The 15,229-nt window shown below is 71.4% G+C and carries 11 protein-coding genes; 4 read left to right on the top strand and 7 right to left on the bottom strand.

Annotated elements, in window-relative coordinates:
* The first annotated feature begins 26 nt into the window (after positions 1–26).
* Both ACFWZ2_RS21870 and ACFWZ2_RS21875 read left to right on the top strand, forming a co-directional pair.
* Complete coding sequence (locus ACFWZ2_RS21870) at positions 27–1,274, top strand: cytochrome P450 (protein ID WP_384548062.1); 1,248 nt, start codon at positions 27–29, stop codon at positions 1,272–1,274.
* 24 nt (positions 1,275–1,298) lie between these two features.
* Positions 1,299–2,816 (top strand): tryptophan 7-halogenase, encoded by a 1,518-nt coding sequence (locus ACFWZ2_RS21875; RefSeq protein WP_384548064.1) that lies wholly within the window; start codon positions 1,299–1,301, stop codon positions 2,814–2,816.
* Here the strand turns inward: ACFWZ2_RS21875 and ACFWZ2_RS21880 are convergent.
* The 6 genes from ACFWZ2_RS21880 to ACFWZ2_RS21905 are packed head-to-tail and all read right to left on the bottom strand — an operon-like array spanning position 2,788 to position 12,017.
* The gene (locus tag ACFWZ2_RS21880) at positions 2,788–7,284 is read right to left on the bottom strand and encodes an amino acid adenylation domain-containing protein (protein ID WP_384548066.1); all 4,497 of its coding nucleotides are present in this window, start codon (positions 7,282–7,284) and stop codon (positions 2,788–2,790) included. The genes ACFWZ2_RS21875 and ACFWZ2_RS21880 overlap by 29 nt on opposite strands.
* Before the next feature lie 26 nt (positions 7,285–7,310).
* On the bottom strand, positions 7,311–8,057 hold the full coding sequence (fabG, locus tag ACFWZ2_RS21885; RefSeq protein ID WP_384548068.1) for a 3-oxoacyl-ACP reductase FabG: 747 nt from the start codon (positions 8,055–8,057) through the stop codon (positions 7,311–7,313).
* Between the two features lie 24 nt (positions 8,058–8,081).
* Complete coding sequence (locus tag ACFWZ2_RS21890) at positions 8,082–9,191, bottom strand: beta-ketoacyl synthase N-terminal-like domain-containing protein (RefSeq protein ID WP_384548070.1); 1,110 nt, start codon at positions 9,189–9,191, stop codon at positions 8,082–8,084.
* 11 nt (positions 9,192–9,202) lie between these two features.
* Complete coding sequence (locus tag ACFWZ2_RS21895) at positions 9,203–10,447, bottom strand: beta-ketoacyl-[acyl-carrier-protein] synthase family protein (RefSeq protein ID WP_384548072.1); 1,245 nt, start codon at positions 10,445–10,447, stop codon at positions 9,203–9,205.
* 26 nt (positions 10,448–10,473) lie between these two features.
* Positions 10,474–10,716: an acyl carrier protein gene (locus tag ACFWZ2_RS21900; RefSeq protein ID WP_384548074.1), complete on the bottom strand. Its 243-nt coding sequence runs from the start codon at positions 10,714–10,716 to the stop codon at positions 10,474–10,476.
* The gene (locus tag ACFWZ2_RS21905; protein WP_384548076.1) at positions 10,713–12,017 is read right to left on the bottom strand and encodes a cytochrome P450; all 1,305 of its coding nucleotides are present in this window, start codon (positions 12,015–12,017) and stop codon (positions 10,713–10,715) included. Before ACFWZ2_RS21905 ends, ACFWZ2_RS21900 begins: the two co-directional genes overlap by 4 nt.
* 444 nt (positions 12,018–12,461) lie before the next feature.
* Between ACFWZ2_RS21905 and ACFWZ2_RS21910 the strand changes: the two genes are divergently transcribed.
* Together ACFWZ2_RS21910 and ACFWZ2_RS21915 are read left to right on the top strand one after the other, a co-directional pair.
* Positions 12,462–13,784 (top strand): lysine N(6)-hydroxylase/L-ornithine N(5)-oxygenase family protein, encoded by a 1,323-nt coding sequence (locus ACFWZ2_RS21910; RefSeq protein WP_384548078.1) that lies wholly within the window; start codon positions 12,462–12,464, stop codon positions 13,782–13,784.
* A gap of 21 nt (positions 13,785–13,805) precedes the next feature.
* A complete protein-coding gene (locus tag ACFWZ2_RS21915; RefSeq protein WP_384548080.1) occupies positions 13,806–14,030 on the top strand; it encodes an MbtH family protein in 225 nt (74 codons plus the stop codon).
* Between the two features lie 181 nt (positions 14,031–14,211).
* Here ACFWZ2_RS21915 and ACFWZ2_RS21920 read toward each other — a convergent pair whose 3' ends face one another.
* On the bottom strand, positions 14,212–14,859 hold the full coding sequence (locus tag ACFWZ2_RS21920; protein ID WP_384548082.1) for an FMN-binding negative transcriptional regulator: 648 nt from the start codon (positions 14,857–14,859) through the stop codon (positions 14,212–14,214).
* Positions 14,860–15,229: the final 370 nt, after the last annotated feature.

Genomic DNA, 15,229 nt, shown 5'->3' on the forward strand with positions numbered 1-15,229 from the left:
GACAGGCAGTACGGAAGGAGCGACGTGTGAACGACCGACCAGTGATCTCCCCCGACGACATCGACGACATCGACCTCGCCGACGCACGGCTGCACGCCGAGAACGACCTCAGCGAGGTGTGGCGCCATCTGCGCACCCACCGGCCCGTCTACTGGCACACCCCCCGCGACTCACGCCCCGGCTTCTGGGTCGTGAGCCGGTACGCCGACGCGATGACCGTCTACCGGGGCAAGGGCCAGTTCACCACGGAGGGCGGCAACGCCCTGGCCACCATCCTCACCGGCGGCGACTCGGCGTCCGGCACCATGCTGGCGGTGACCGACGGCATCCGGCACACCCAGGTCCGCAACATCCTCATGCGGGCCTTCTCGCCCCGGATGCTGGACGAGATCAAGCAGGCGCTGCGCGTGACGGTGGACCGGCTGCTGATCGAGGCGATCGAGAAGGGACCCTGCGACTTCGCCCGGGACGTGTCCGGGAACGTGCCGCTGGGCGCCATCTGCGACCTCCTCGCGATCCCCCGCGAGGACCGCAGGCACCTGCTCGATCTGACCTCGCACGCCTGGAGTTCCGACTACGCCGACGCCCCGTACGAGGACAGCTGGACCGCGAAGAACGAGATCCTGCTGTACTTCTCCGACCTGGCCACCACCCGCAGGGACGGCAAGCACGACGACGTGGTGAGCCTCCTCGCCAGCAGCCGGATCGAGGGCGAGAACCTGTCCGACGCCGAGCTGATGGCCAACTGCTACGGCCTGATGATCGGCGGCGACGAGACGGGGCGGCACGCCATCACCGGCGGGCTGCTCGCCCTCATCAACCACCCCGACCAGTGGGCGGCCCTCAAGAAGGGCGAGGCGGACATGACGACCGCCGTGGACGAGGTGCTGCGCTGGACCCACCCCTCCCTGCACGGCGGCCGCACGGTGACCGCCGACGTGACGGTCAACGGCCGGCGGTTCGCCCCCGGCGACGCCGTCAGCGTATGGATCTCCTCCGCGAACTTCGACGGCGAGGTCTTCGCGAACCCGGACCGCTTCGACCTCAACCGGTCCCCGAACAAGCACCTCACCTTCGCGCTCGGCTCGCACTTCTGCCTCGGCCACTACCTGGCGCGGCTCGAGGTCGAGGCGGTGCTCGACGGGCTGCGCCGTCTGGTGGCCGACATCGAGCAACTCGGCCCGGCGCAGCCGATCTACTCCAGCATCCTGTCCGGCATGCAGTCACTGCCGGTACGCCTCGTCCCGGAGCCGGGCGCGACCGCCGCGGCCTGACCTCCCACCAGAACGGAGACCACCATGAACCAACCGGTCAGTGAGTCCACGGACGTCGACGTCGTCGTGGTCGGCGGCGGGCCCGCGGGCTCGACCGTCGCCTCGTTCGTCGCCATGCAGGGCGGCCGGGTGCTGCTCCTGGAGAAGGAGTCCTTCCCCCGGTACCAGATCGGCGAGTCCCTGCTGCCGTCGACCACGGAGTGGATCTGCGGGCTGCTCGGCGTGGCCGACGAGGTGGAGGCGGCCGGCTTCCAGACCAAGACCGGCGGCACCTTCCTGTGGGGCGCGAGCCCGGACCCGTGGTCCTTCACCTTCGCGACCGACACCCACCGGGGACGCCACGCGTTCCAGGTCGAGCGCATGAAGTTCGACAAGATCCTGCTGGACAACGCCCGGCGGGTCGGCGTGGAGGTCCGGGAGCAGTGCGGCGTACGCGACGTCATCTCCGACGAGGAGCGGATACGCGGCGTGCGCTACACCGACGCCGACGGGGTCGAGCACACCGTCACCGCCAAGTTCGTCGTCGACGCGTCCGGCAACACGAGCCGCATCCGCAAGCACGTCGGCGGCACCCGCGAACTCGCCGAGTACTTCCGCAACATCGCCGTGTTCGGATACTTCGAGGGCGGCAAGCGGATGGCCCCGCCCCGCAAGGGCAACATCACGTGCGCGGCGTTCGGCGGCGGCTGGTTCTGGTACATCCCGCTGACCGACGAACTCACCAGCGTGGGCGCCGTCGTGCCCGCCGAGATGGCCGACAAGATCCAGAACGACCGGGAGGCCACGCTCAAACAGTTCATCAGCGAGTCGCCGATGATCAGCGACTTCCTCAGCGACGCACGCCGGGTGACCGAGGGCCCCTACGGAGAGGTACGGGTGCGCAAGGACTACTCGTACAGCAACACCCGCTTCTGGCGGCCCGGCATGACGCTCGTCGGCGACGCCGCCTGCTTCGTGGACCCGCTGTTCTCCACCGGCGTCTATCTGGCCACGTACAGCGGCCTGTTGGCGGCCCGGTCGATCAACAGCGTGCTGTCCGGACGCGTCGACGAACAGCGGGCGTTCGCCGAGTCCGAGTTCCGTCACCGCCGCGAGTACAACCTGTACTACGAGTTCCTCCAGGCGGTCTACGACACCCACCAGGACGAGACCTCGTACTTCTGGACCGCGAAGAAGCTCACCGGCAGCACCGTCTCCGAGGCCGACTCGTTCAGCTACCTCACCGCGGGCCTGGGCGCGGGCGAGTACACGTCGCTGGGCGGCGGGCCGGACGCGGCACCGCGCAAGCGGGTGCGCGGGCCCGACGAGGACGCCGCGATGCGGGCCTTCTGGGAGGGCCGCACCGCGGAGTTCACCTCCGGCAACCACCCGGACGCCAACCACCTCCAGCTGGACGGCGACAACCACCAGCGGCTGCTGCGCACCATCGAGGCGGGCTGGCGGACACGGCCCGACCGGCTGACCGTGTCGGCCGACAGCATGTACTGGCAGGAGCCGGAGCCGGAGCCCGTGGTCAGCGGGCCCGCACCCGAGGCCGGATGACCGCGGCGAGCTGAGCGAGCGGGCCCGGCAGGGCCATCTCGCGGTGCTCGCAGGCGATTTCGTGCACCTCGATCAGCCCGGTGACGTAGGGCCGCCAGGCGTCTCGGTCCGCCGAGGCCGTCCTGTGGCGGCCCTTCGTCGCACGGAACAGCAGCAGATCCCCGTCGAACGCCGCCTCGGGCGGCCTGCGCATCAGCCGGGCGTTGTTGAGGAAGACCTCCACGACCGCGGCCAGGGCCGCCGCGTCGAGCGCGGCCAACGGCCCGCCGTCGACGCCCAGTTGACCCGCGACCCCGGCCCGGTCCAGCGCCCCGTCCGGGGTGCCGGGACCGCCGCCGACGAAGTGCACGAGCTCGGCGAGCATCTCCGCCTCCCGCGGCGCACGCCCGTCCTTCGTACCGGCGCCCGGATAGCTGTCGAGGACCGCGAGCAGCTCCACGCGCTCGCCGCGGGCCTGCAGCAGGGTGGCGATGGCGTGCGCGACATGCCCGCCGAAGGACCAACCCACCAGATGGTAGGGGCCGTTCGGTTGCACCTTCAGGATCTGCTCCAGATAGTCGGCGGCCATCTCCCGCACGGTCGTCGGCAGCGCGTCGCGGCCGTCGAGGCCGCGCGCCTGCAGCCCGTGGACGGGATGCCCGGTGCCGAGGCCGTGCAGCAGCCCGGCGTAGCACCAGCTGAGGCCGACGGCGGGATGGACGCAGAACAGCGGGGCCCGGTCGCCCCTGGTCCGCAGCGGCAGCAGCACGCTCAGCGCGTCGCGCCCGCTGCCCACGCCCACCCGCTCGCCGAGCCCGGCCACGGTCGGCGCCTCGAACACGTCACGGACGGACAGTTCGGCACCCAGCACCTCCCGCACCCGGCCGACCAGGTGGGCCGCGAGCAGCGAGTGCCCGCCGAGGTCGAAGAACGAATCGTCGATGCCCACCGAAGGCAGCACGAGCGCCTCGGCGAACAGCTGGCACAGCAGCTCCTCGCGGGGCGAACGGGGGCCACGCCCCCCCGGGTCGGGGCCGACGCGGGGCGCGGGCAGCGCCTCCCGGTCGAGGGCACCCGCGGCGGTCGACGGCAGCTCGTCGAGGACGACCACCGCGGTCGGCACGGCACGCTCGCGCAGGGCTCCGCCGAGGTACGCGGCACCGGCCAGATACGCCCGCAACGCCCCCTCGTCGATACGGCGTTCGGGCGCGGGCACGGCATAGCCGACCAGGCGTCCTTCGGTGAGCGCGACCGCGGCCCGGGCGACGTCGGGATGTTCGGCGAGCACGGGGCCGAGCTCCGCGAGGTCGGCCGGGTCGGGCAGCGGGTCGTGGGCGGCACGGTCGGCACCGCCCTGCCCGCCCGCGGCGAGCCGGACCGCGAGCCCCGCCACGGTGGGCGACTCGAAGACGTGCCGCACCGACAGCTCGGTGCCGAACTCCTCACGGACGCGGCCCACCAGGCGGGTGGCGAGGAGCGAGTGGCCGCCGAGGTCGAAGAAGTCGTCGTCGACACCGACGGCGGGCACCCCGAGCACCTCGGCGACGAGTTCGCAGAGGGTCTGCTCGGCCAGCGAGCGGGGCGGCCGCCCGCCGCCCGCACCGGTCGGGTCGGGGGCGGGCAGCGCACTCCGGTCGAGCTTGCCGTTGCCGGTCAGGGGCAGCGCTTCGAGCACCACCACGGCCGCCGGCACCATGTGCTGCGGCAGCCGCGCGGCGAGCGAGCGGCGCAGCGCCACCGGGTCGACGGTCTGCGCGGTCCCGGGGACCACATAGGCGGCGAGCCGCCGGTCGCCGGTCCTGTCCTCGCGCAGGACCACCACCGCGGCGCCGACCTCGGGCTGTGCCGCGACGGCCGCCTCCACCTCGGCGAGCTCGACCCGGAACCCCCGCACCTTCACCTGGTCGTCCGCGCGGCCCACGAACTGCAGGGTGCCGTCGTCGTTCCAGCGCGCCAGGTCCCCGGTGCGGTACATGCGCGAGCCCGGCGGGCCGAAGGGATTCGCCACGAACCGCTGGGCGGTCAGGGCCGGTTGGTCCCGGTAGCCGCGAGCCACCCCGGGGCCCGCCAGATACAGCTCGCCCGGCACCCCGACGGGCGCCGACGGCAGGTCCGGTGCGAGGACGTGCGCCCGCGCGCCACGGATCGGCGTACCGATCGGCGGGGCCTCCGCGGACGCTTCGGTGCCGTGCAGCGCGGTGCTCGCGGTGGCACAGACGGTGTACTCGGTCGGCCCGTAGGCGTTGATGAGGGTGCGCCCCGGCGACCAGCCCGCCACCAGCGCGCCGGAGACCGACTCACCGGCGACGACCACCGTGGTGCCCGGGCGGACCGTGTCGTACGGGATGCTCGCGAGGACCGCGGGCGTCAACGTCACATGGGTCACCGGCGGTTCGGCGGCCAGCGCCTCGACGAGGGCGTCGACGCGGGGCAGACCGGGCGCAGGGAGGACGAGGGCCGCCCCCGACGTCAGCGCCTGGCACAGCTCCCAGAACATCGCGTCGAAACCCACCGACGCCGCCTGCAGCACCCGGCTGCCCGGGCCGACCCCCAGCGTCTCGCGCTGGTTCCGGGCCAGGTCCGGCACGCCCGCGTGGGTGACGAGCACTCCCTTCGGGGTGCCGGTCGAGCCCGAGGTATAGATCAGATACGCGGGGTGCGCCGGGTGCAGGGGCCGGTCCCGTTCGGCGTCGGCCACCTCGTGGTCGGGCAGCGCCGCACACGTTTCGGTGACCCGCGCCTCGTCGAGCACGACGGCGGGCACGTCCGAGCCGTCGAGGAGTGAGGCGTGCTCACGGCCGGTCAGTACGAGATGCGGCGCGGCGTCCCCGAGCAGGAACCGCAGCCGCTGTACGGGATGGTCGACGTCGAGCGGCAGGAAGGCACCCCCGGCCTTGAGCACCGCGAGCAGCGCCACGATCAGGTCCACCGACGGCGGCAGCGCCACCGCCACCAACCGCTCGGGCCCGACCCCGCGACCGATCAGGAGCCGGGCAAGCCGGTTGGCGCGGGCGTGCAGCTCCCGGTAACCGACCGTCGTCGTACCGCAGTGCACGGCCGGGGCGTCGGCGGCGGCCCACGGCGCGAGGAGCTCGGGCACCGTGACGGCGGGGGAGTCCTCGCCGTCGGGCCCGGTGGCCAGCTCAAGCAGACGGTCGCGCTCGGCCCGGGTGGTCAGTTCGAGGCCGACGACCGGCAACGCGGCGTCGGCGTCGACCACTTGGCGCAGCAGCCGGAGCAGCCGGTCGCGGTGGGCGACCAGCTCGGGACGCCCGTACAGGGCCGGGTTGGCGTCGAAGTGCAGCAGGTGTCCCTCGCCGTCGCCGACATCCTCGGCCGCCACGCCGAAGTCGGCCACCGGGCCGTTGGACAGGCCGTGGATGTGCCACTCCAGGCCGCCGGACCGCAGACGGCGCGGGAAGGACATCACGTTGACCACCGTGCCGAACAACTCCCGTTCGCCGGTGCCCCGTTGGAGGGTGCGGCCCAGCTCCCCGCTGCCGTACCGCTGGTACCGCAGCCCTTCGAGGATCCGCTCCGCCGCCTGCGCGCGCAGCTCGGCCACGGTCGTCCGGGGCGTGACCGTCAGGCGCAGCGGCACCGCCTGGGCCAACATCCCCGGGATCCGCCGCAGCCGACGGCTGTCCCGCCCGCCGACCGCGAGCCCGACGACGACGTCCGACGCCCCGGTCATCCGGTGCAGATAGGCCGCGGCGGCGGCCACGAGGTGGGCCGGAGCACCCGACGCCACCGGCTGGTCCCCGGCCGCGGTGCCGCGCAGCTCCGCGGCCGTGAGCTGTCGCGTCTCGCGCAGGAAGTCGGAGGGCAGCGCGGCGGGCGGCTCCCCGAGCCGCACCACCTCGGGGGCGTCGCCCATCCGGTCGAGCCAGAAGTCCTTGCACCGCCCGAACGCCGCCGAATCCCGGTACTCCCGCTCGTCGTCGAGGAGTTCGGCGAGCGCGCCGAAGGTGCGCGGCGGCACCGGCTCCCCGGCGTCGAGCGCCGGGTACAGCTCGGCGACACGGCGCACCACGAGGCCGACGCTGTAGGCGTCCAGGAGCAGATGGTGGTTCGCGTAGTACCAGAGGAACCGGTCGGGCGCCTCGCGGAACAGCGCGAACGAGAACAGCGGCGCCCGGTCGAGCGCACGCGGCTCGCGCAGCTCGGCGCGCATCCACTCCAGGGCCGTCGCCCGCGGATCGGGCGCCGTGCTCACGTCGACGAACCGCAGTGACCAGTCCGGCTGTTCCCCGAGGACCTGCCGCGGCTCGCCGTTCTCCTCGACGAACCGCAGCCGCAGCGCGTCGGTCTCGTCGACCACGCACCGCAGTGCGGCCTCCAGCGTCTCGGGCCGCACGGGACCGCGGATCTCGATGTAGCCGCCGATGTTGTAGACCGGGTTCGCGGGGGCCGACTGCTGCGCGAGCCAGATCTCCCGTTGCGCCGCGGTGAGAGGCAGTGAGGCGCTGTGCGTGGCACCGGGTTCCATCTCGCTCCGTTTCCCTTGCGTTGCGCTCAGAGGGTGATTCCGCCGTGGATCTCGAAGACGGACGCCGTGACGTACGCGGCACGGTCGGAGGCGAGGTACGCGATGAGGTCGGCGACCTCGTCGGCACGGCCGAACCGGCCCAACGGCACCGCGGTGAGCAGCTTCTTCCGCGCGCGCTCCGGCATCGACTGGATCATGTCCGTGTCGATGAGTCCCGGCGCGACCGTGTTCACCCGGATCCCGAACCGGCCGACCTCCTTGGCCAGCGCCTTGGAGAACCCGATGATCCCGGCCTTGGACGCGGAGTAGTTCGTCTGCGAGGGGTTGCCGTGCACCCCGGCGACCGAGGACAGCGTGACGACCGTGCCACGGCGCCGCTTCATCATGGCGAACACGGCGGCCCTGCAGACCTCGAACACCCCGGTCAGATTGGTCTCGATGACACCGTTCCACTGCTCGTCGGTCATCATCGCGAGCGGCTGGTCCCGGGTCACCCCCGCACAGGTCACCGCCACCTCGACGGGCCCCAGCTCCGCCTCGGTCCGGGCGATCCAGGCCCGCACCGACTCCCCGTCGGCCACATCGGCCCGTACGGCCAGGCAGCGCACCCCCGACTCGGTCGCCAGGTCCACGACTTCACGCGCCGCCGACTCGTCGGAGCGGTAGCAGAAACTCGTGTCGAAGCCCTCCTGGGCCAGCCGCAGCACGGTGGCGCGGCCGATCCCACGGGAGCCGCCGCTGACCAGCGCCACCCCGCGGCTGTCGTCAGCCATCTGTTCCCCTCGGTCTCGTGGACGTCAGTCCCGTGAACGGCGGGCCGCCGAACGCGGCTCGCCCAGGCGCAGCACGGCGCAGGCAACGGTGCCTTCGCGGTCGACGGAGCTGACGACGGCGGCCCCGCCCGCGGCCGCGGGCAGCCGGTCGAGCGCGCTGAGCACCGACACGAGCTGGAAGGCGGCGGACGCGGCCCCGGTGTCGCCGAACGGCAGCGGCGGCAGCCGGTCGAGCGCCGCCGGGTCGAACAGCCCCGCGAGGGACGCCTCTTCGCGGTCGCCCGCGGGCCCCGGCGGCCGGCTCGGCGACACCGCCCAGACCTCGCCGGGCGCGACCCCCGCCGCGGCCAGGGTGCGGAGCACGACCTGGCGCACCGCCTCGGACGGATCGTCGCCGAGGTAGACCTGGCTGCGCACCGCGAGCAGTTCGGCGAGCGCGGGACCGGCCGGCGCGCCGTCGCCGAGCACCACCGCGCACCCCTCGCCGAGCAGCACCGGCTCGGTGCCCTCGGGACGGGCGTGGTGCTCCAGCCAGGAGCGGGCCACCGAATACTCCTCGGCGGCGCCGCACACCACCCGCCGCGCCCTGCCCCGGGACAGCAGCCGCCGCTGGTAGCTCATGGCGAGCAGCCCCGCGGCACGGCCGCCCGCGACCGTGGCGTTGGGGCCCCGCAGCCCGTACCGGATCGCGCTCTGCCCGGCGGCGCAGTTCATCACCGTGTTCGGCATGCGCCCCGGGTCGACGTAGAACGGCCGCGCCCCTTCCAGCGAGTCGCGGGTGAAGTCGGTCATGCTCTGCAGGCTGCCGTTGGCCGTGCCCAGCACGAGTCCGGTCTGCTCGGGGGCGTCCGGCGCCGGATCGGCCCCGGCCCCTTCGAGCAGCCGCCCGACGGCGACCGCGGCCAGCGCCGTGACCCGGTCCATGGCCCGGGTCCCCTTGGCGCCGAGCGCCTGCTTCGGCGAGAAGCCGGGCACCAGGCAGGCGCGCGGGTCCGGTGCGGGACCGCGCGCGGGATCCGGTGCGGGATCCGGCGCGGTGGACGGTCTCGCACCGGACCAGAGGCCCTCGGTGAAGGCGTCCCTGCCCGTACCGAACGGGGACACGGCGTCCCACTCCGTGATGACGATGCCCATACGACGATTCCTTACTGGTACCTGCCGAGGACCACCACGGCGTTGTTGCCGCCGAAGGCCATTCCGTTGTTCTGCACGATCCGCAGATCCGCCTCGACCGACTCGTTGGGCACGCAGTCGATCGCGCACTCCGGGTCGGTCCGGCCGTGGTTGATGGTGGGCGGGATGAACCCCTTGGTGATCGCGAGCGCGCACCCGATGGCCGCCAGGGCGCTGGCCGCGCCCATGGAGTGACCCAGCATCGACTTCAACGACACGGTGCGGGGCGGCCGTTCGCCGTACACCTCGCGGATGGCCATGGTCTCGGTGACGTCGTTCTGCTTCGTGCCCGTGCCATGGGCCGAGATCAGGTCGACCTGGTCGGGCGTGACACCGGCGTCGCGCAGCGCGAGATCGATGCACCGGGCGACGCCCGACTGGTTCGGCGCGACCGGGTGGAAGGCGTCGCAGCTCAGCCCGCACCCGAGGATCTCGGCATAGATCCTGGCGCCGCGGCGCAGCGCCGAACCCAGCTCCTCCAGGACCAGGAGACCGGCGCCCTCGCCGGTGAGGATCCCCTTGCGGTCGACGTCGAACGGCCGGCAGCGGTCCGGCGCGATGGTGCCCAACCGGTAGAAACCGGCGAACGTCTTGCGGCACATGGCATCCGCGCCGCCGCACAGCGCCAGGTCCACCTCGCCCGAGCGGATCGCGTCGAGCCCGGTGCCGATCGCGTAGTTGCCCGCCGAGCACGCGGTGGCGATGGTGAACGCCTCCGCCTGGCGCAGCCCGAGCTCCTGGGCCACGGCGGTGGACAGCCGGACCGCGGGCACCCGCCGCACCGCGACGGGGTCGAACGCCTCGGGCCCGTGCTCGATCTCGGTCGCCACGAGCCGGTCCAGGTCGTACGCCTCGCCGTCCGTGGTGCCCACGGAGACGAGGACGGGTTCGTCCCGCACCTCCTGTACGTCGAGTCCCGCGTCCTCGACGGCCATCCGGGCGGCCGCGACCGAGAACTGGGTGGCCTTGCCGAGCTGGTCGACGTCGAGGTTGTGGATCCACTTCTCCGGGGAGAAGCCGACGACCTCGCATCCGTTGTCGTGGTCGAAACCCTCGGTGTCGAACACGCTGATCGGCCGGACCCCGCTGCGCCCCTCCCGGAGCGCGTCGGCGAAGTCCGTGGCCCCGATGCCGATGCTGGACAGCACGCCGACGCCGGTGACGACCACCCGCCGCCGCCCGGCGTGCGAACGGTCCACCACCCCTTGCGTTGCCATGGGTGCTCCCCTCAGTAGGCCGACGGCTACCAGCCGGGCGTCGCCTCGAGTACCTCGTACACGCCCCGCATGTTGACCATGCGCGGCACGTCGGACTGGTCGATCACCACGTTGAAGCGCTTCTCGAGCCCGGCGAGGATCTCGATCAGCATCATCGAGTCGGCCTCGTGCTCGTCGACGAACCTGCTGGTGTCCGTGACCTCGGACTGATCCAGCTCAAGGAGTTCGCAGACGAGCTCCTTGACCTGGTCCCTGTGCCCCTCGTTCATCTCTGCCTCGCCTCTGTCTCGGCCGCACCGGAGTCCGGTACGGCGCGCGTCGTGGGTTGTCGCGGCCCCGCGTCCCGCGGCCCGAGGCGCACGGGCAGGGCCGCGAGACCGTGCATGACCACGCTCGGGCGCCAGCGCAGCGCGTCGGCGGGGACCGCGAGCGCGATGCCGGGGAAGCGCTCGACCAGTCGGCCGAGCGCGACCTGCGCCTCCATCCGGGCCAGGGCGGCACCCACGCAGAAATGGATGCCGTGGCCGAAGCTGAGGTGGCCGGTGTTCTGCCGTTCGATGTCGAAGGCGTCCGGGTCGGGGATGTGCCCGTCGTGGTTCGCCGCGCCCAGGGCAAGCAGCACGATGTCGTTCGCCGCGATCCGGGCGTCGCCGACCGTCATCGGCTCCTTCGCGTACCGCCAAGTGGTGACGGGCGCGGGGGAGTTGTACCGCAGCACCTCCTCCACCGTCGCGTCGATGAGCTCCGGCCGCGCCCGCAGCTTCGCGAACTGGTCCGGGTGCTGGAGCAGCGCGAGCAGCGAGCTGCCGAGCAGGTTCACCGTCGTCTCGTGCCCGGCGATCAGCAGGAGGCTGGCCATCGAGACCAGCTCCAGCGGACTCAGCCGGTCACCGGCGTCGCTCGCCTCGACCAGATCGGAGAGCAGATCGTCGGCGGGCGCCGACCGCTTGGCCGCCATCATCTGGACGAGATAGCCGCCCATGGCCGTGGTGGCCCTGCGCAGTTCGTCCCGGGACGAGGCGCCCACGATGACGGTGGACCAGGCGCGGAACGAGCGCCGGTCGGCTCGGGGGATGCCGAGCAGTTCGCAGATGACGGTGATCGGCAGCGAGAAGGCGAAGGCGTCGACGAAGTCGACCGTCCCGCCCGCGGCCCGCGCGGCCATGGCGTCGAGCAACTCGTCGGTGAGCTCCTCGACGAGGGGCCGCAGCCGTTCGACGCGGCGCGCGCTGAACCCCCTGACCACCAGCTTCCGCAGCCTGGTGTGCTCCGGCGGATCGCTGTTGAGCATGTCGGTGGCGACCGTCTCGGCCACCTGCGACCCGTCGAGCCGCGCCGCCATCGCGCGGTCGATGACGGCCCGCAGCCGGGCCGAGTCCTTGCTCAGCCGGGTGTCGGCGAGCGCGGCGGACACCTCCGCACGGCCCGTGACGACCCAGACCGGAATGCCGCTCGGAATATGCGCGCGGTGTATCGGACCCACCCCGCGAAGCTCGGCGAACACACGGTAGGGATCCTGCATATAACGGTCGCTGAAAAGATCGTTCGCGCCCGATACCTCGACCGTCACGACGCCTCCTCTCTGCCGGTTGCCGGATTGACCACGACGGCATCGTGATTGTTGACCACGACGGCATCGTGATTGGTTTTTCTGGAGGGTGGAAATGGCAGGACAATCGCATGTCCCGGCGATCGGGATTCGACCGTACCGGACGGGCACCGGCGCCGACAATTTGTCTTATGCTCTGCGTCGTGACCGTCCCTTCTTCACGAAGCGGCCCGATCGCTGTCCTGTCCACAGGACACCGGTGCCGCCAATCCAGGTGGGGGAGGGCCTGACGTACGCGCTTCCGGTCGATGGTCGGCTTGCTGTTCAGCAATTAGCGGTGGGTCGATATATTGACGCCGCCTGTCGTGAAGATGGCCGTCCGGGGCGCTCCTGCCCCCTGCGCATGCAGGTCGAGGTCTGCGAAGTCATCAACCGCAATCTTGGGCACTAGCCATGGAGATAAGCATGGATAAAGAGGGATCCCCGATCTACGACGTGGTGGGCATAGGATTCGGGCCATCCAACCTGTCTCTCGCCATCGCTCTGGACGAACTGCGATCGGACGAAACTGGTGAGCCGCCTGCGGCGGCGTTCTTCGAGCGGAATTCCTCGTTCTCATGGCACAGGAACATGCTGCTTCCCGCCGCGAAGATGCAGGTCTCGTTCGTGAAGGACCTGGTGACGTTCCGCAACCCCACTTCGCCGTACAGCTTCGTCTCGTATCTGCACGAGCGGGGCCGCTTGCCCCAATTCATCAACAATCACGACTTCTTTCCCACCCGCAGGGAGTTCCACGACTACCTGGAGTGGGTGGCCTCGCGTTTCTCGCACCGGGTCCAGTACGACTCCCAGGTCACCGAGGTCACCCTGCCGCACGAGGCCGACACGGACCGCCCGGCCGAGCACGTCCGGATCAGGACCGGGACCGACCCGGTGCACGGCACGCCCGCCTACGTGTCCGCGCGCAACGTGGTCATCTCGACCGGCCTCGTCCCGAAGATGCCGATCGGCGTCGAGCGCGACGAACGCGTCTGCCACAGCTCGGAGTTCCTGGAGCGGTTCCGCGGCTGGGACAAGCGCGGCCTGAAGCGGATCGCCGTGGTCGGCACGGGACAGAGCGCCGCGGAGATCGTCCGCTTCCTCTACGACTCCGTCCCCGACGCGACCGTCACGGCCGTCCTGCCGGCCTACGGGTACCCCATCGCCGACAACACCCCGTTCGCCAACCAGGTCTTCGACCCGGCCGCGGTGGACGACTACTACTACGGCATGGACGACTCGAAGGACGTGCTCTGGCAGTACCACAAGAACACCAACTACTCGGTGGTGGACGACGAGGTCATCCGCGACCTCTACCAGCGCGTCTACGGCGACGAGGTGCGGGGACAGGAACGCATCAGGTTCATGCGGCTCTCCCGGGTCACCGGCGTGAAGCGCGTCGCCGACGACACCCGCGTCACGGTGCACTCGATGGCCACCGACCAGGTCACGGACATCGACGTCGACGCCGTCGTCTGCGCCACCGGCTACGAGCCCATGGACCCGGCGGGCGCGCTGGGCGGCCTGGAGAAGTACTGCGTCCGTGACGAGCAGGGGCGGTACCGCGTGGAGCGCGACTACCGGCTCACCACGACACCGCACCTGCGCTGCGGGATCTACATCCAGGGCGGCACGGAGCACACGCACGGCCTGTCGTCCTCGTTGCTGTCGAACATCGCCGTCCGCAGCGGGGAGATCGCCCGATCGATCGCGGACGGACTCACCGCCGCCCCCGTCCGCACGAGCTGACCCCGCCGAAAGGAATCGACCATGAGCACCAACCCCTTCGACGACGAGAACGGCCAGTTCTACGTGCTGGTCAACGACGAGGACCAGCACTCGCTCTGGCCCGCCTTCGCCGACGTGCCCGACGGCTGGAAGGTCGTCTTCGGGGAGGCCGACCGCGCCGCCGCCCTGGAGTACGTCGAGAACAACTGGACGGACCTGCGGCCCAAGAGCCTGCGCGAGGCGATGGCGGCGACCCAGGGATCCTGACCCGGCCGCCGGGACGAACGCGTCGCACCAGTGCCCATCAGCCCGCTCTCGGCGGGTTGATGGGCACTGCGCGTGCGAAGCACTGCGCGTGCGAAGACGAAGACAAAGAAGACGAACACGAAGACGGGGTGCGGGGCCGACCAGCGGCCCCGCACCCCGCGCGTGTGTTCCCGGCGACGACTCAGTTGTTCTCGGCGGTGCCCAGGCCGAAGTCGCGCATGGTGCAGCCGAGCGCGCGGTGCGGCCCCGCACGGTCGGCGAACCTGTCGATGAGCCGCTGCTGGATCTCGGGGCTCTTCTCCTGGCTCAGCTTGAACATCGCTTCCGCCTTGGCCACGACGAACTCGAAGGCGCCGACTCCGGCCACGATGGAACGGAAGTACTCCACCGAATCCGTCTGGTCCCAGCCCCGGCCGAACTCGTCCTCCAGCATGGCCGCGGTGCGGCGGACCACGGCGAGCGTGTCCTCGCCCGCGGGGAGGGGCTGTATCCGCCCGTACAGATGGACCGTGACGAAGTCCCAGGTCGGTGCGGCGGGACTGGTCTCGTACGCGACGGGACTGACGTACGCCCCAGGCCCGTTGAAGACGAGCTTGCCCGCCATGCCGTCGGTGAGCGCCGACCAGTGCGCGTTCGTCCGGTTCATGTGGCCGAACAGGGTCCTGCCGACCAGGTCGGCGTCGTTGGAGTCGTCGGCCGTGACGACGGGCAGGTTGGTGGCGAAGGGGACCTGCGGGCCGTTGGTCACCAGGAGTGCGAGCGGATATCCGCTCACCACCGCTCTGATCTGTTCCTGCGAGGACGGCTCGTACAATTTCGGCACCAGCATGGTTCCCCCTTGGCTGCGTGGTTGTGTGGCGGAAGACAGGACCGGATTCACCGGCCGTGAATAAGGCCGAATGGAACATCGGGCGTCATATGAGAAGTGGCCGGCGAATCTGTTCTGACGTTCGCGAGACGGCTGGTCAAGCACATCATGGGGGAAGGTCACGCGGCAACTGTGGTTCATCCGCCGCGAGTTCAGGGCTGGATATCGAAAGGGAAATCCAGCCGAATTGATTCGGGCCCGGCAGGTCCGCCCGCGGATCGCGGGCGGACCTGCTCGCCGCGGCGCCGGGCGCATCCCCGGCGCATGTCCTGTCGACGAGACGGACAGGGATCAACCAGCAGGATTCCGGCGGCACTTGAGCGCCGCCGTC

The sequence above is a fragment of the Streptomyces sp. NPDC059002 genome, assembly GCF_042740435.1.
Taxonomy (GTDB): Bacteria; Actinomycetota; Actinomycetes; order Streptomycetales; family Streptomycetaceae; genus Streptomyces.

What these genes read in the sequence shown, in the direction of transcription:
- ACFWZ2_RS21920 (WP_384548082.1), bottom strand. Translation starts at nt 14,859, where the DNA reads ATGCTGGTGCCGAAATTGTACGAGCCGTCCTCGCAGGAACAGATCAGA.
- ACFWZ2_RS21915 (WP_384548080.1), top strand. Translation starts at nt 13,806, where the DNA reads ATGAGCACCAACCCCTTCGACGACGAGAACGGCCAGTTCTACGTGCTG.
- ACFWZ2_RS21875 (WP_384548064.1), top strand. Translation starts at nt 1,299, where the DNA reads ATGAACCAACCGGTCAGTGAGTCCACGGACGTCGACGTCGTCGTGGTC.
- ACFWZ2_RS21890 (WP_384548070.1), bottom strand. Translation starts at nt 9,191, where the DNA reads ATGGGCATCGTCATCACGGAGTGGGACGCCGTGTCCCCGTTCGGTACG.
- ACFWZ2_RS21900 (WP_384548074.1), bottom strand. Translation starts at nt 10,716, where the DNA reads ATGAACGAGGGGCACAGGGACCAGGTCAAGGAGCTCGTCTGCGAACTC.
- ACFWZ2_RS21910 (WP_384548078.1), top strand. Translation starts at nt 12,462, where the DNA reads ATGGATAAAGAGGGATCCCCGATCTACGACGTGGTGGGCATAGGATTC.
- fabG (WP_384548068.1), bottom strand. Translation starts at nt 8,057, where the DNA reads ATGGCTGACGACAGCCGCGGGGTGGCGCTGGTCAGCGGCGGCTCCCGT.
- ACFWZ2_RS21880 (WP_384548066.1), bottom strand. Translation starts at nt 7,284, where the DNA reads ATGGAACCCGGTGCCACGCACAGCGCCTCACTGCCTCTCACCGCGGCG.
- ACFWZ2_RS21895 (WP_384548072.1), bottom strand. Translation starts at nt 10,447, where the DNA reads ATGGCAACGCAAGGGGTGGTGGACCGTTCGCACGCCGGGCGGCGGCGG.